The sequence below is a fragment of the Microcoleus sp. D2_18a_D3 genome (assembly GCF_036702455.1).
Taxonomy (GTDB): Bacteria; Cyanobacteriota; Cyanobacteriia; order Cyanobacteriales; family Microcoleaceae; genus Microcoleus.
In genome coordinates, this window is sequence record NZ_JAUBTK010000057.1 from 15119 (window position 1) to 29055 (window position 13937).

Sequence of the window (13937 nt, forward strand, 5' to 3'; positions counted from 1 at the left end):
ACTTTACAGCGAAGCATTACTCTCAATTTTTCTTGTTACCTTCAAATTCTTCAATTTGAATGCCGATCGGATATGACTCTTCATCATATTCCCCAAGATATGGATCGACTTGGCTAGATTCAGTTACTTTGCCTGAAGTAAATAGAGGACTGGTTGCTGCTAGTGCGACGATCAAAGCTGTTGTAACGGCAAGAATCGTGTGTTGTGTTTTCAGGGAAATACCCAAAATGGTTTACTGGAACTGGAATAACTTATTTGAGCAAGCTGTTGATTTAAAGCCACAAATCGCCTACTTGAATCAGAGGAAGCTCGACTTCAAGTTTCTGTCTTAGAGAACGGACATGGTATCGTCCGTGAACAGAAGGACTAGAACAAATCACCAGGTTTTCTGGCGAGTTATTAGATTTGTCCTCGTCCAGGTGATGAACAACTTCGCCGGGTCTGAGCTTACGATCGACGGTTTGTTCTGCCACCATCCGATGCAGATACACTCTTTTATAGGTCATAGGTTTTGCGATTGAAGTAAATGGGAAATACTGCTACGGCGTTTTCTAAGTCCAGAGGCTCAACTTCGGTTTGTTGACGAATTTCTTCAAGCCAAACAACATTAAGAGCAAATATTCGAGCAATACTGGGTATCAACCAGTCATACTCACTGGATCGCACATCAACTCGGTTGTTTTCGATTTTTGCTAGCAGGCAGCGGTCGATCGTCTCAAAAAGCTCTGACGGCGTAACCAGCAATTTACACAAATCTTTCTGGCTCAACCCGTACTGTTGCCGAGCATTTTTAATGGTTCTACCCAGCGTTATTTTGCTTTGGTCGTACATAGTAAGAATTCTGGGAGCGACCCAGATATGCGCTATTAAAGTGTTATATAACCAAATTGTTGATTTGCTAGCTCAACAACTTTCTGAATTAGTTCCTGTCTTTTTGCATCAAATTCAGCATGAGGCAGTTTGATATACCGATAAACTGTTGAGTTAGACCATCGGCTTTCAGAGTCATATCCTTCATCGCCACTAATCACTACAATCTCAATTGATGTAGTTTTTGGCCATCTGGTAATTTGGAGATGATACTCGCTCCAATCGTCGTAACTATTAAGCTGGCAACTTTCTTTTGTGTATTTTATTAGTTTGCCATCTTTGCTTTCCCAAGTACCATATTTTATCTCGAACTCTGCCATTATTTAATCCTCTATCTCAAACCCTCACAAGCGAAGCATTAGAAACATTGCGAAAAACATTACTAAAAACATTGGGAGAAACATTAGTGGAAACATTACTGACAACATTACTGACAACATAGTAAATAAGGCTTTACAACTAAAATAGTTGCTCACTAAACAAATAAAGCGTTAAACTAGAAAAGATTTATTCTTGAGTAGAGGGAATATGGGCGAAGCTAAACGTAGAAGAGAGGCGGGATTAGGATTCGATCCAAATCAAAAGCTAATAACTGGTTGCTATATAGCTCCGGCGATGATAAGCGATCGACACACAGTATACTTAGGAATCAGAAGAAGAAAGGCTGATTTAGTGTGCAGCCAAATGTTGTCTATCCATACAAACATAACAGATGCTTGGAAAGTTTTGACAGGCTGTAAAGAAATCTTGAAGGATTGCTCTTTTTCTATGAACCAATCAGATGAAGAGGTTTTTAAGTTATTCAAGGGAATGCTTCTGTCTACCTATGGAAACCAGAGTGAGGAAGGCGATCGATATCAAGTATCGGGCAACATAGATGCTTTCAATGCCTGGATGAACGAAGGCAACTACCGAGACAAAAATAATCCACTGCCGGGGGTGAAAATTACCCATTTAACATCGGTTGTCAGGAAACGTTACAGAGTTTTCAGCAGTCCCATTAAAAAGGAATCACCCAAATTCTATGGAAATCCTGAAGATAATTCGGTGTTTCACGTAGGTGAAAACTTTGACCGCCCCATTGCCGGAACCAAAAACGAAATGTTTATCTGGCAAAGTTATGTAATTGCAGGATTCTTCGCTGATTACCTGAATCTAAATAATAAAAATTCCCTGAGCGCTGAGGAAGCCCAAAGACTAACTCACGAAGTACAGGATTTGATGAATCAGGAGCGATCGCCGGGAGTTACATTACAACGCGCTTGACGGGGCGCTACTCCCGTCACTGCGCTGCTGACTCTATACCTCGCCTATACCTCGCCTATACCTCGACTGGGCAACCAGGCTATACCTTATTCGCCGTGGTTGCCCAGTCGAGAGCAAACTTTGCCATTTTTGAAACCGAGGCCATGACCGGGACAAACCCTGTCGCAGTCATCGATGCGCTCCGCGCCCGCAAGCTACGAAGTAGGAAAAGTTTTGTAACCCTGGTGCGGGCAGATATTATCGACCAAAACCTGATTTTGGTAAGCTTCCTCCAAATCAGGCATGAAATTGTAATAGGAACCCATGAACGGCATTTCTTTGAGGCAAACCATCTTTTTCAGGAATGGTTCATTAATCACGTCCTCCTCAAGTTGAACCCGAGATGGCCAATCATCAGGCTTTCTATAAATTGAATAACTGACCTCAAATCATTTACAATCTGAAAGGAAAGCCTGGACGATCGTTAGCTGATTATTCAATCACTAAATCTTCAAATGAGGAAGAAATTAGTCTTGAGAAATCCTCTTCAAACCAAGGAAGCAAACTGTGATAAATGCCTTGGCTTAACAATCTGGGTTCAATATTGTTAGGAAACTTATTTCTAGGTATTTCCTTCTGATAAGCTACGCAAATATCATAATACGTTTGGCAGTAGTAAACAAAGTTCAAAATTATTACTCTTCTTAGCTTTTCGGCTGAAAGAATTTGTACTAAGTAGTTGATTGAATTGCTTAAAGTTTTTCTGTTGCCTTTAGCCCATTCCCAATTTTGAACTTGAGAAAAGGTGATATAGCTGTAGCCTCCGCCGAAATACCATTTCTTTTTCCCGTACAATGTGTTTATGTAAGCAAGAAGTTTTTCACAAGCTAATCGCAAAGTATCTATTTTGCTCTCAGGATATAACTGTCCATGTCCAATAAGATACCATCCCAAATCATCAGTCACTAAAGTATCGTTTAACATTGAAGAAACGTAAGTTTTCCCAGCCTTTTTTACTGCTGGGTCGATCGACTTATCGTGCAAGAGCTGGACAATCAAATCAAAACCAGCCTCACCATATTTGGAAGCTTCAGAGATGGCACCAATTTTGGCTCCCAGGTGAGGTGACGCTAAACGGCTCCTGACACCGGATAGACCTCCGAGTACCGCAGCACCGACGGGAACTGAGACTTGATTGCCTAGTACCGCGTCATATTCTGTGGGTTGAGTTGACTGTGTGGCATCTAGCATTGTTGTCACCTGATTAAAAATCGTTACCGACCAAGCGAAGCACTGCATTATGAGTGTGGGGCGCAACTCCCACGTAAATGCGCTGAAATTGATGCTAGTTACTGACTCTCGATCGATCCAAAGCGTGCTAACGTGAATGTGCTTGATAGAGTTTGGTTTCTCGTTTCACCAACTCTACCTGCTGTTTAGTGAGCAAGCAGAAATCTTCAATTTGTGGATCGATCGCCACAACGAGAACTTGTCCCTGAAGGATGACACGCTTTGGAGTAAGCATAGTTGGCTGATGAGCCTTCCGCAAGAAGTCATCATCAACCAAAACAGCGAGTGATTGGTCAGAATAACAGCCATAGACCGCTTCAAAGAAAGCTTCTTCGTCTGGAATTCCTACAACTTTTTGAATTTCAGCAACCATTGGCACTTCAGTTGCTTCTACTTCTTGAATTCCTGTTGAGTTGATTAAAGCGTAAAATCGTGACATTTTGGCTCCTGTAAACAATGTGAAATCAATATCCTATAGCGAAGCTAAACACTATCCCTCGATTGGGATTTCCAACAATATTTTTGCTGTTTGAATATCTTCGGCTAAAACGTAAAGGGTAAACTTGCCTTGATAAACGTAAAACTCTAGCTGATAAGGTATTTTCTTGACAGCATTCAGAACTGTATGATGCTGATTTAACGGAAAATCAGCTACTTTGTGGAATCCGGCAATATTTATCTCAGGTGAAACCATATTTAGGACTGGAGCGACCCAGTAATTACGCTATTATTTGCTATTTGCTGGTGAATTCCTAGTTTACAGGGGCTGTTTCTGTAGCTCTACACAAATCTCTGGCTGCTTCAAGATGTAAAAGAGCAACATAGACTCTGAAAGCACCTTCTCTCCACAGCATTTTCTCATTATGAGGATGAAACTCTATCTCATGCGGAATGTCACTATTTTTCATTGCGGTGACGATCGACTCATGCTGATATGCGAAGAAGTCACTCACAATAATAAATCCGTTTTCAGCAATCTCTGGCAATTCATTAGATTCTGATTCTGTCGTTGTGCAGTCGTTATGAACGGTTGTCATGATGGTAAATATGAGAGAACAAATCAACATCTCAAAGCGAAGCACTAACGGAGAGACTTAACCCTAGTAATTCCATTGAAAAACTAGGGAAAGTATTCAATTGCTATTAGTCAATTGAAAGACAGTCTTTGTTCACATCATTCCAATAGACCTTAAGAACCGAAACCTCAAAATAATTGGGTCGAAGGCATTGATTAAACTCAGCTAATGCACTGGCTTCATCATCAAATACCCTTGCATCGTCAAGATTATCAATCCATTTGCCATCAATTCCTAAGAAAAGAAGATTGCCAGTTTTCGCTACATCAAAGGAAAATCTAGCTGCCACAATTATGAATTTGAACATATCAACACCTAAACTTCATGTCATTCCTCGCTTGGCAAAGCACTAGGCAAATTAGCTTCAGCACCCCAGGCATCCCAGTTTGAGCGCTGTTGCCTTGCAAATAGCTCAATCCTCGACGGTTGCGACAATTGCCCCAATTCCTCACAATTCTCTAGTTTTTCTGCCAGTTGATTTGCGATCGTCCAAAACTCTTCCGGCTTCTGAGAATGCTTACCTCTCCGCGCTCTGATGATATTCGGGATGTTGGTTAGACCGTGGGTGCTAAAACTCCCTGGTTCACCTTTGGTAGCTACCAGGAAGTGCTCAGTACAATTTCTCCCGTAGTGACCCATTCCGATGTGAGGTCGGCCATCCTTCGTGACCTTCTCCCATGTGAAGGTCGATCGATGCGTGAATCCCCAGTTTTCTAAGCACCGGAACCCTAGCGCTTGATGGTTATTTGTCACCCACAGAAGTAGATATGAATCATTTTTGGCGATCGCACTGATTGGCATATTGAGAATTTCCTCCTCGGTCATAGATGGATAACTGCAACGGCCCCGGTGAGTTTTGTCTGTTTCCCGAAGTGAATAGACCCAAGGAGGATCTATTACGATAAGCCGATAATCCTTGCAGGGAATCGGGGGCAGATTCGGTATCAGATGGAGTGCGATCGATAGTTTCAGTTGTCCAACCGAGTCATCAGCTTTGTAAGTTTTCATTTAGCTACCCCAATTTGATTATTGATGATGAGCAAACCATCCAAAAGTAATTTGACTGCGCGTTGCATCGCTTCTTTTTTCCCTTCTCTTGATTGAGCAGCTAAATCATCAATGAGTTTATAAGTCTCGGCTGCTGGAATATTAGCTGCTTTCTCAACTAATATTGAGGCTAGAGTTTTTTCTGGGATAAGTCCAAGAATTGTCCCTAACCAAACCTTCACAGCAAAATCCTGAATTGACCAGTTTTGAATTTCTGCCTCTCTGAATAATCCTTGAATCTGTCGGCGGACAAGTAGAAATGCTTTCTCTTCTTTCATATTTTTCGTGTCAGACATGGCTAATTTCTCCTTTTCTTCGAGATTTGCTTCGATATTTTCTCTTCTGCCAACCGTTGTTCAGCTTTGTTTTTGTTGATAATTAATCCACGAACGAACATTTCCTGTGCTTGCTTAATTTTCAAAGTATCCTGTTGCTGAACTTTAAAAATCAAAAACTTGAGGACTTCGATCGCACTTTTGCCATCAATTTCTGTGACATTTTGAATAAGTTGAACACCAATTGCAAAATATCCTAAGTCAAAATCTGTAGCTCCCGCTAAAACTTTGACCGCAAATTGTTCCAAACTCCAGTTATTCGATCGAGCTATCTCAAAGATTTGATCAACCTCTATTTGAATTCTTTCAGCTTCTTGTACTACTTCTGTGCCATGCTCCATGATTTTCAATCCTTACTATTTTCACTTTACAAATCAGCTTTTTAAAGCGAAGCATTAACTTCGCTTTATAATTAATCATTAACACCACTTACCAGCAACTATGACAACTTCACCATTTTCTTCAGTTTGAGACTCAATATTAAACCCTTGACTTCTCAATACTGATAGAGTATTTTCCCGTGCATACCAGGGTAGAAGCTTCTCCATAAATTGCTTAGCAGCATGGATGGAACCATCACGAGTTAGAAACTCGTACTCGTCTGTCCCTTCTATCAATTTGAAGCCAAAATCATAACCACCCTGATAGCTTTGTTTGCGCCGAATAACAAACTCTGCTAGTTTACTGTTGCCGAAAGGGTCATGGATATGGCTGTTAGTTTCCAGATAGGCTCCTGTAAGAATTCCATCAAGCTCAGATTGAATCATTTTCTGAAGAATCTCTTGTAGGACGATCGGATTCTTGATTTGAGTTTTGATTTGTGTTAAGTGTGACATCTAAGTTTCCTAAGAGTTGGGACAATGAACGAGTTAGTCTTTTAAAGTTTCAGCAAAAGTTGCCCGTTGTGCGCCATCAATCTCAAGCTTTTTTATCTGGGAGTACCGCATTAATGCGAGTCGCAGAGCTAGATTATTGTTGCGAAGTTGATGGTAAATCCAGCCAACACATTCAAGCAGTTTCTCATCCGTGGAGTAGTGGCAACCCATTAATCGCATAGGGGTTGTTACTTGATGGATAACTTCTGAAATATCAATGTCTGGATTGGCGATCGTCTGATTCAAATTGCGGTGATTTTCCCGGTTATAGCCAGAATTTTGCTCAAATCTCGGTCTAGTTTCCACGGACAATTAGCGCATTGTTTTGTTTGTGTCAGTTGCATAATTAGTATTTGACAGAAATTATCCGGTCGAATTCGTCTCTGACAATTTTCGGACTTTTGCTAAAATTCATTCCACAGTGTCGGCAAGTAAAGTGTCTCAAGTATCCTAATTGACCAAGAAACAGTAGCTGACCGTTGCAGATTTGTATCGGCTCAATAAGTAGGGGTAGCAGTTATTCTAGTTGCCAAGACAAGCCCAAGGGATGAAGAGAAGATTTTTCGCGAATAATCGTGGAGAGAGAGGGAATGATTCCAAGTTGAGAAATTCGGTCACGGACATAATCAAAAAAACTGATTCCCAACTGACGAGTAGTGGCAACAAGAGACATAAAAGTATCCCATGCCTGAGTACCCTCAATCGTCTGAGTTGCATAGCTAATATTACGTCGCTGCACCTCGCGTTCTGGCAGCTAACTCAGCCGGATTATTGTGCAAGGGTAATTCAGGATGCTCTAAAACCCTGAGCAACTCCGATACTTTTGTCGCAGTTAATTGTTTGCGTTCATCTAACAATTCATAACCGCTTGGAGTTGTAAAAAGCCGCCCAAATTTAGACTTTAATTGGTGTGCAGATTCTGCACTAGGAGCATCTTTGTAAGCTAATAATTCCCGATAATAATCCCAAAAATCTTCGATAAATTTCCCTAAAATTACTTGATGGCAAGCGACTACCGGGCTTAACTTCTTGTAATGCCTTCCCTCATGCACCCAACATAACGCTCTATCAGCAGTAATTAACTTGAATTGCGGAGCATCATCACAACAAAGAGTTTGTACGACGGGACAATCGGTTTGCTGATGATAGAAAGCAATAGCTGCTGATTCCTTAATCCTGGTCAGTTGTTGAGAACCCAGTTTGGGTACATAATTATTGAGTAGGTAATTAAACTGTGCTTCACTCAACACTGTTTCTTGAGGTAATAGTTTGAGAGCTTTTTGCCATTTGGTTGGGATTTTGAAGTCCTGAATTAGTAAGAATGTCAGTGGATTCAGAATAAATTTGAGTTCTCGTCCCGGCTGTAATCCTTTCAGTACCGTCAGTCGGTCTTTATTGGCTGTCGTAAAGTAGACTGTATATAAAGGGTTGCAGATGACATTGGTGGTATAGTTTACTCCACCTACACGCGCACCAGTTTGGTCGAAGTGTTGCCAAGGGCTACTTGCTAGTCCTGAATCATAAACTTCTTTTTTCTCGGTTTCAAAACCTGAGTGGTTTTTGATTAATAGGTTGGATAAATAACCGGCTGACATGGAAATCCCTAAATCGGCTAAAAAATCTAGTAGTTTGCCTTGCGTCATATTGCCACCATAGTACAAACCGATCATTAGGGCTTTTATTCCTGGTCCAAATTCTCCTTCGTAGCCCACTGGTAATTCTGCTACATAAGTTTTCCCAATTGAGGGTGAGTAATATTTCTGTTTCCGGAATAATATATTGTCGGTTGCCAAGCTGATATCTTGAATGATTACTTGTTCGTATCCTTTAAATTCTGCATCTGCTGGCAGTTGGTCTGTGGGATATTCTAGTATTTCTTCTCGATCTATTTTAATCGTGGCGTTCTTACTGCGTTTGCTATGCTTTTTTGGCGTTTTTCGCTCTTTTTCTGATGAGTGCTGACTTTTGAATCCTTTGGACTTGGTTTTGATGTCTGGTTTTCCTTGTTCTCCCTTCAATCGGTTGTTTTCATCTTTCAACCGTTGATTCTCTGACTCCAAGTCTTTGACTTTTAATTGTAATTGCTCTATTAGGTTCAGTAATATCTCTACTGTGTGACGCATGGATTCGTCTGCAATACCTGGGGGGTCGATGGTTTGCAGTATCTTGAAGGATGACTTGTCTTCTGAAATAATCTTTTGCGTCATGTGTCCTATTTTATGACACTTTGTGTACTCTGCTTACTTTTTTTCTCTGCTACCCCTACTTATTGAGCCGATACGCAGATTTTGCAGTTCAAATTTGCCATTTTAGTTTTCTTGTTTGAGACTGAGACTATTGCTGATAATTAAACCATCATTTATTAAATTGACTGACCACTGTGCGATCGAAGCATTTTTATCAAGAGTTCCATCAGCTAAATATCGCAGAAACCGAACCATTTCGTCTCCCTGAAAATTTGTGCTGTGGTGAATCATGCGACTGGCGATCGCTACATAAGCTGCTTTTTCTTGCATTGCGTTTACCCAAATTTCAATGGCGAAATCGACTGTTTTGACTTGATTAGCAATTGCTTCAGCAAAAATTATGTCAACATCTACCTGCAATGCTTCCAATTGTTTTTGCTTTTGTTCCCCTGTAATTACGGGGGTTTCTTGGTTGTTACTCATTTGATTTGTTTCCAATGTTAGTTAAATTATGTAGCGCAAAACTCTGTCCAGTCTTCAGTCTCTGAAGACTGGACAGGCTCTTACTGCTTAGTTTTCGCTAGGCAACAGAAGCATTTTCTCTTGCATATAAAGCTTAATTTCAGGCAAGGGAAAATCGGTAAAAGGTATCTGTTGAATAATCGCAGGTTGAGTATCAGCGGTAGGTGTATCTTCCCAACAAGTCAAAACAGCAGCATTGTCTCCTCTAGGCTTAATAAACTCATGTGCATTTCCGACATGAAGGAACCAAAGCTGAAACTCTGTTAATCGGTGAATTCGGTTAGCTCTGGGCTGATGAGAGCCGATCGCATCAAGCAACCAAAAGCATTGAGCATTTTCTGCTAAATATTTGATTGCATCGGTGTAACAAAAACCCAGCCAATGCTTGTAATATTGCTCCGAACCACAAAACTGTTGCAAATTCTGTGAGAGTGTTTCAGCATCCATCATTGCATTCGCCATAATCTGATTCCTAAATTAACAAACATCATTTCCTTACAGCGAAGCATTGCATTACAATTTCAATGTTCTGAATCTTGATTTGGTTGAAATGCTTCGGCTAATTTATCATCAATGGCAAATGCAATAATTCCGATCGCATCTCTCATCGCTGCTTCATCTCCCTGCTTAGAACGCAAAAGTAGTAAAGGAATTCTGCTTTTATCAGGAAATACCTCATTAATCAAAATCAAAGCATTTTCGTTGCCAGCGAGGGCGGTTGACCAAATCACTGAGGCGAAAGCCCAACTATTTATTACTTCTTTTTTGCCTTCATCGGTATCGATTGTCTCCAAGCTTGACAAAGGATGAACAAAATGGGGTTCCATATTCTGCCTCAATTTATGTGATTTCATTATCAAAAAGCGAAGCAGTTGTACTTCGCTTTTTGATAGTGATTAATTTTCGTCAACCTCAAGAGGGGAAAGATGAGAGTAGGAAGTCACAGGTGTTTCAGTGCGATCGGCAATGCTGGCGGATTTAGCGCCCGATCGAATTGCCCAAGTTTTCAGCTCGTCAATTTGTGCTTGAGCAATCCGTGCCAGAGGAACGCAGCCGGTGATCGCTATAGTCAAATCTCGCTCTGTGAATTCTCTCCCGGCACTGAATGCGGTTTGCATTGCCTCACAGATAACTTGCTCAATCTCCGCACCCGACAGACAGGGCGACTGACTAGCCAGCATTCCGCAATCGAAATCCCCTGCCTTAACTCGCGAAGGCCGGACGCGGGTGAGGTGAACTCGAAAAATTGCCTCCCGCTCTGTGAGGTTCGGCAGGTCAACCCAGAAAATTTCATCAATGCGACCTTTGCGAATCAGCTCGGCTGGTAAGACTTCAGCGCGGTTCGCAGTCATCACCACAAACACTGGCGCGGTTTTTTCTTGCATCCATGTCAGGAGCGCACCAAACACCCGCTGGCTTGTCCCTGAATCTCCATCCATGCCAGACGTGATGTTGGCGAACGCTTTGTCTACTTCGTCTAGGAATAAAATCACCGGTGCGATCGCCTCCGCCAACTTAATGACTTGCCTGATGCGGTTCTCGCTTTCGCCGACCATGCTCCCGAACACGCGCCCGACATCGAGGCGCAGCAGAGGCAATTTCCATTCAGCAGCAATGGTTTTGGCTAAGAGACTTTTGCCTGTTCCCTGAATGCCGGCGAGTAACACACCTTTGGGGTTGGGCAAACCATACTCACGGGCTTGGTCGCTGAAAGAGCGCGATCGAACTGTTACCCATTGCTTGAGATTTTCGAGTCCGCCGATTGACTCCAGACCTGATTGAACCGGGATAAATTCGAGGATGCCTGTCTCTCGGATGGTTTGGCGCTTTTCCTCGATGACCGCAGCGAGGGCCCGAATATCAACTTTTCCAAGAACTAAGCACTTGGCAAGGACGCGAGAGATTCGGCACCGAGTCAGCCCCTGGCAAGCCTTTGTTAGCTGTTGCCTTTGTTCCGGGTTGAGTTTGATATTCTTGCCAACCAGTCGATCGATCAACTTCGATATCTCCTCGATGCCTGGTAAGGAGACATCTACCACCGTAATTTCTTCGCGCAGTTCTTGAGGAATTCGGAGTTGGTCGGAGAGAATGACGAGACAGCGACGGTCACGGGCGATGGTCACTGCCAAATTTTTCAGTTCCCGGACGATCGCTAGTTGGTTACTTGCTATCTGCCCATTCGCACCCGGTGCAATCAAAGTCGCAATGTCTTTCATGACGAACAAAGTGACTTGTTCCATTGCCGGCGCTTTGCTGATCCGCTCCAAGGCTTGCATCGGATTTCCCTTGGATGTACCCGAATCTGTCCAACCTCTGGCAAAATCCCAAAAGTAGATTTGCCCTTCCTTAGCTTTTGCTATATCACACAAAATTTCTTCGGCGGTTTCCTCTTCTGGGCTTACTACCCACAACAAAGGAAATCGTGCCATCAACATTAGCTGAATTTCTTTTTTTAGGTCTATCATATTTCTATCCCCTGATTAAGTAAGTCGGCGCTTTAAAACGCAACTATGTAAACGATGTAAAGTGTCCAAATGCTTTCTAATGGCTAACTTAAGCCTATTTACATACGGTTACATTATTCGGTTTAATCCCGCCTATCTACTTACTACCGATTACCAAGTAGCGATTGCCAATTACCCTATTACTGGTTGACGATTACTGGTTGATACGAGAGTGATTATGAGTTTTGAGTTTGAGTCCTCACTCACTACTCAAAAGTCAAACCACGAAACCCAAAATTTCTCTCTTTTTTCTCAGTAACAGTTGTTGAGAGCTGTTACTGAGTTTTTGTTTCTGTTTGCGTTTCTAGTGAACAAGAGCAAGTTTTTGTTTCTTGCTTTTACTGGAATTTTTTTCAGAAACGTTATCAGAAACATTATCAGAAACGTTATCAGAAACGTTATCAGAAACGTTATCAGAAACATTATCAGAAGTGTTTTCAGAAACGTTATTAAAAGTGTTGTCAGGAGTGATAACAGGTGATAAATGAGCTATCATGCTTTTCAATTCTTCAATTTCTTTGAGAGCATCAGACAAGTCACCATGCAAAGTCTCGTTTTCGACCATAAGCTGTGCGTCTGTAACGATACCATCATCACTATCATCAAATTCTCGATCGACTTCTAAAGCCCCACTAACTTTTTGTTGACTTTGCAGGTTAGTGATTGTTGTTGAAGCTTCTCTTAGCTGAGTTCTCACTTGTTCTAGTTGAGCTTCTAGGACTTGTTTCTCGCCAACTTGTGCTTGTAGAGCTTGGATTTGAGAATGCAGACTCGACACTTCTCGTTCTCGTGCTTCGATTTGACCGTTAAGTTTGGATATCTCACTGAGTCGATCGCGAGAAGCATTTTCAAATTCTGCAACTTCGAGCAACCGTTTTTCAGCAAGTGTCAATTTGGCTTTCAATTCATTGTTTTCGGCTTGAAGCAAATCTAACTGCTGACGAAATTCTTCAGAATCTGTCAACTTTTGCTTGTTGAGATTCATGTACGCTTCCCTTAGCTCATTCCGCTGGCGTTCGTACTCCGATTTATAAAACGTCAACTCCATTACATTTTGAGGAAAATCTTTGAGTTGTTGGCGCATCAACTCATTTTCCTGAGCTAACTGTTTCATCCGATCGCCACTCACGCTGGTATCAGCTTTTTGATAAGCCAGTCTGTAGAACGCGATCGCCATTTGATGAGAAACCTTGAGAATATCTTCAGGTATTTCGGAGTCCTCCAGCAAACCATCGTCCGCTGCTTCCAACAGTGCTGTTGCTAAATCCTTCTCTGATTTTCCTTGCTTCATCAGCGACAGATTATCTGTACGCCATTCTTTCAGCAATTTGCAGATAATATCGGTGCTCCCTCCGATTCCGTAAATTTCCTTGAGCGCTGCACCCACACTCCGAACCACAATGCCTATACGATTTTTGTTAAGCACAGCGCACGTAAAATCAATCATTTCTCGGTTGATTCCTGTGTATTGTTGAGTTCGATCGAACTCAAATCCTGTCAAGTCCAGCGCTTGAAACGTTGTCGGTAGTTTTGGCATGGTTTTTTTAACTCGGTAATTTTGGACGTTCTGTTCTTAAGTCAGCAACCATCTCCTGCAAAATTTGACAAAAAGACTCCGCACTTCACTTATGAAGCAATGTTGCGTTTGGTCAATTTTTAATGCCTGAGAAATTTAACCGAACATTGACGTTCGCTTACCTCATGCTAAATAACTTGCACCTTCCTGTCAATGGGCTGAATATTTTTTTTACTCGTTGCCAAAACTAAGTCATACAGATTGCATTGGAGAACGAGACACATCTCCAAAGTCTCTCTAGGCGTCAGTTTAGGCTCAAATTTTCCGTTATTCCATTCCCTAATGCTTTTGGGAGTAATTTTGCGGTCGCTTCCGATTTCAGCAAACCGTCTAGTCAGAATTTCAGCAAACTCTTTTTGGCTGAAACCAGCTCTCTGATACAGGTTCATAAAGCTATGCTCATCTATTTTT

At 41.8% G+C, this 13937-nt stretch carries 24 protein-coding genes; 1 reads left to right on the plus strand and 23 read right to left on the minus strand.

Translation table 11 applies throughout. From position 1 onward, the window contains the following. Positions 1-22: 22 nt before the first annotated feature. The 4 genes from QUB06_RS23065 to QUB06_RS23080 are packed head-to-tail and all read right to left on the minus strand — an operon-like array spanning position 23 to position 1190. Positions 23-226, minus strand: coding sequence for a hypothetical protein (locus QUB06_RS23065; RefSeq protein ID WP_333437257.1), 204 nt, complete (start codon positions 224-226; stop codon positions 23-25). Positions 227-272: 46 nt separating this feature from the next. Then, positions 273-506 carry an HNH endonuclease gene (locus QUB06_RS23070; protein ID WP_333437258.1) on the minus strand — a complete coding sequence of 78 codons (234 nt, stop codon included), beginning with the start codon at positions 504-506 and terminating at the stop codon, positions 273-275. Continuing rightward, the gene (locus QUB06_RS23075) at positions 496-831 is read right to left on the minus strand and encodes a hypothetical protein (protein WP_333437259.1); all 336 of its coding nucleotides are present in this window, start codon (positions 829-831) and stop codon (positions 496-498) included. Before QUB06_RS23075 ends, QUB06_RS23070 begins: the two co-directional genes overlap by 11 nt. Before the next feature lie 35 nt (positions 832-866). Continuing rightward, the gene (locus QUB06_RS23080) at positions 867-1190 is read right to left on the minus strand and encodes a hypothetical protein (protein ID WP_333437260.1); all 324 of its coding nucleotides are present in this window, start codon (positions 1188-1190) and stop codon (positions 867-869) included. Positions 1191-1398: 208 nt separating this feature from the next. Between QUB06_RS23080 and QUB06_RS23085 the strand changes: the two genes are divergently transcribed. Further along, a complete protein-coding gene (locus tag QUB06_RS23085) occupies positions 1399-2136 on the plus strand; it encodes a hypothetical protein (protein ID WP_333437261.1) in 738 nt (245 codons plus the stop codon). Positions 2137-2330: 194 nt separating this feature from the next. On the opposite strand, the gene QUB06_RS23090 is transcribed toward QUB06_RS23085, so the two are convergent. The 19 genes from QUB06_RS23090 to QUB06_RS23180 form a co-directional block, all read right to left on the minus strand. Continuing rightward, positions 2331-2495 (minus strand): hypothetical protein, encoded by a 165-nt coding sequence (locus tag QUB06_RS23090; RefSeq protein WP_333437262.1) that lies wholly within the window; start codon positions 2493-2495, stop codon positions 2331-2333. A gap of 112 nt (positions 2496-2607) precedes the next feature. After that, positions 2608-3366, minus strand: coding sequence for a hypothetical protein (locus tag QUB06_RS23095; protein WP_333437263.1), 759 nt, complete (start codon positions 3364-3366; stop codon positions 2608-2610). Positions 3367-3493: 127 nt separating this feature from the next. After that, a complete protein-coding gene (locus tag QUB06_RS23100) occupies positions 3494-3844 on the minus strand; it encodes a hypothetical protein (protein WP_333437264.1) in 351 nt (116 codons plus the stop codon). A gap of 51 nt (positions 3845-3895) precedes the next feature. After that, positions 3896-4099 carry a hypothetical protein gene (locus QUB06_RS23105; RefSeq protein ID WP_333437265.1) on the minus strand — a complete coding sequence of 68 codons (204 nt, stop codon included), beginning with the start codon at positions 4097-4099 and terminating at the stop codon, positions 3896-3898. 58 nt (positions 4100-4157) lie between these two features. Beyond that, positions 4158-4442, minus strand: coding sequence for a hypothetical protein (locus QUB06_RS23110; protein WP_333437266.1), 285 nt, complete (start codon positions 4440-4442; stop codon positions 4158-4160). A 106-nt stretch (positions 4443-4548) separates the two neighbouring features. After that, entirely contained in the window at positions 4549-4770 is a 222-nt protein-coding gene (locus tag QUB06_RS23115) for a hypothetical protein (RefSeq protein ID WP_333437267.1), read from the minus strand. Positions 4771-4808: 38 nt separating this feature from the next. Beyond that, on the minus strand, positions 4809-5489 hold the full coding sequence (locus tag QUB06_RS23120) for an MT-A70 family methyltransferase (protein ID WP_333437268.1): 681 nt from the start codon (positions 5487-5489) through the stop codon (positions 4809-4811). Continuing rightward, on the minus strand, positions 5486-5824 hold the full coding sequence (locus QUB06_RS23125) for a hypothetical protein (RefSeq protein ID WP_333437269.1): 339 nt from the start codon (positions 5822-5824) through the stop codon (positions 5486-5488). Before QUB06_RS23125 ends, QUB06_RS23120 begins: the two co-directional genes overlap by 4 nt. A gap of 2 nt (positions 5825-5826) precedes the next feature. Then, entirely contained in the window at positions 5827-6204 is a 378-nt protein-coding gene (locus QUB06_RS23130; protein WP_333437270.1) for a hypothetical protein, read from the minus strand. 78 nt (positions 6205-6282) lie between these two features. Beyond that, the gene (locus tag QUB06_RS23135; RefSeq protein ID WP_333437271.1) at positions 6283-6699 is read right to left on the minus strand and encodes a DUF1257 domain-containing protein; all 417 of its coding nucleotides are present in this window, start codon (positions 6697-6699) and stop codon (positions 6283-6285) included. A 33-nt stretch (positions 6700-6732) separates the two neighbouring features. After that, a complete protein-coding gene (locus QUB06_RS23140; RefSeq protein ID WP_333437272.1) occupies positions 6733-7044 on the minus strand; it encodes a hypothetical protein in 312 nt (103 codons plus the stop codon). Positions 7045-7255: 211 nt separating this feature from the next. Next, a complete protein-coding gene (locus QUB06_RS23145; protein WP_333228070.1) occupies positions 7256-7477 on the minus strand; it encodes a hypothetical protein in 222 nt (73 codons plus the stop codon). Then, a complete protein-coding gene (locus tag QUB06_RS23150) occupies positions 7464-8945 on the minus strand; it encodes a hypothetical protein (RefSeq protein WP_333437273.1) in 1482 nt (493 codons plus the stop codon). The genes QUB06_RS23145 and QUB06_RS23150 overlap by 14 nt, the downstream gene beginning before the upstream one ends. 102 nt (positions 8946-9047) lie before the next feature. After that, positions 9048-9407 (minus strand): hypothetical protein, encoded by a 360-nt coding sequence (locus QUB06_RS23155; RefSeq protein WP_333437274.1) that lies wholly within the window; start codon positions 9405-9407, stop codon positions 9048-9050. Between the two features lie 87 nt (positions 9408-9494). After that, a complete protein-coding gene (locus QUB06_RS23160) occupies positions 9495-9908 on the minus strand; it encodes a DUF6876 family protein (RefSeq protein ID WP_333437275.1) in 414 nt (137 codons plus the stop codon). Between the two features lie 59 nt (positions 9909-9967). Continuing rightward, on the minus strand, positions 9968-10273 hold the full coding sequence (locus tag QUB06_RS23165) for a hypothetical protein (protein ID WP_333437276.1): 306 nt from the start codon (positions 10271-10273) through the stop codon (positions 9968-9970). A gap of 69 nt (positions 10274-10342) precedes the next feature. Continuing rightward, positions 10343-11911, minus strand: a complete 1569-nt coding sequence (locus QUB06_RS23170; protein ID WP_333437277.1) for an AAA family ATPase — start codon at positions 11909-11911, stop codon at positions 10343-10345. Between the two features lie 343 nt (positions 11912-12254). After that, positions 12255-13487 (minus strand): hypothetical protein, encoded by a 1233-nt coding sequence (locus QUB06_RS23175; protein ID WP_333437278.1) that lies wholly within the window; start codon positions 13485-13487, stop codon positions 12255-12257. Between the two features lie 167 nt (positions 13488-13654). Further along, entirely contained in the window at positions 13655-13915 is a 261-nt protein-coding gene (locus QUB06_RS23180) for a hypothetical protein (protein ID WP_333437279.1), read from the minus strand. Positions 13916-13937: the final 22 nt, after the last annotated feature.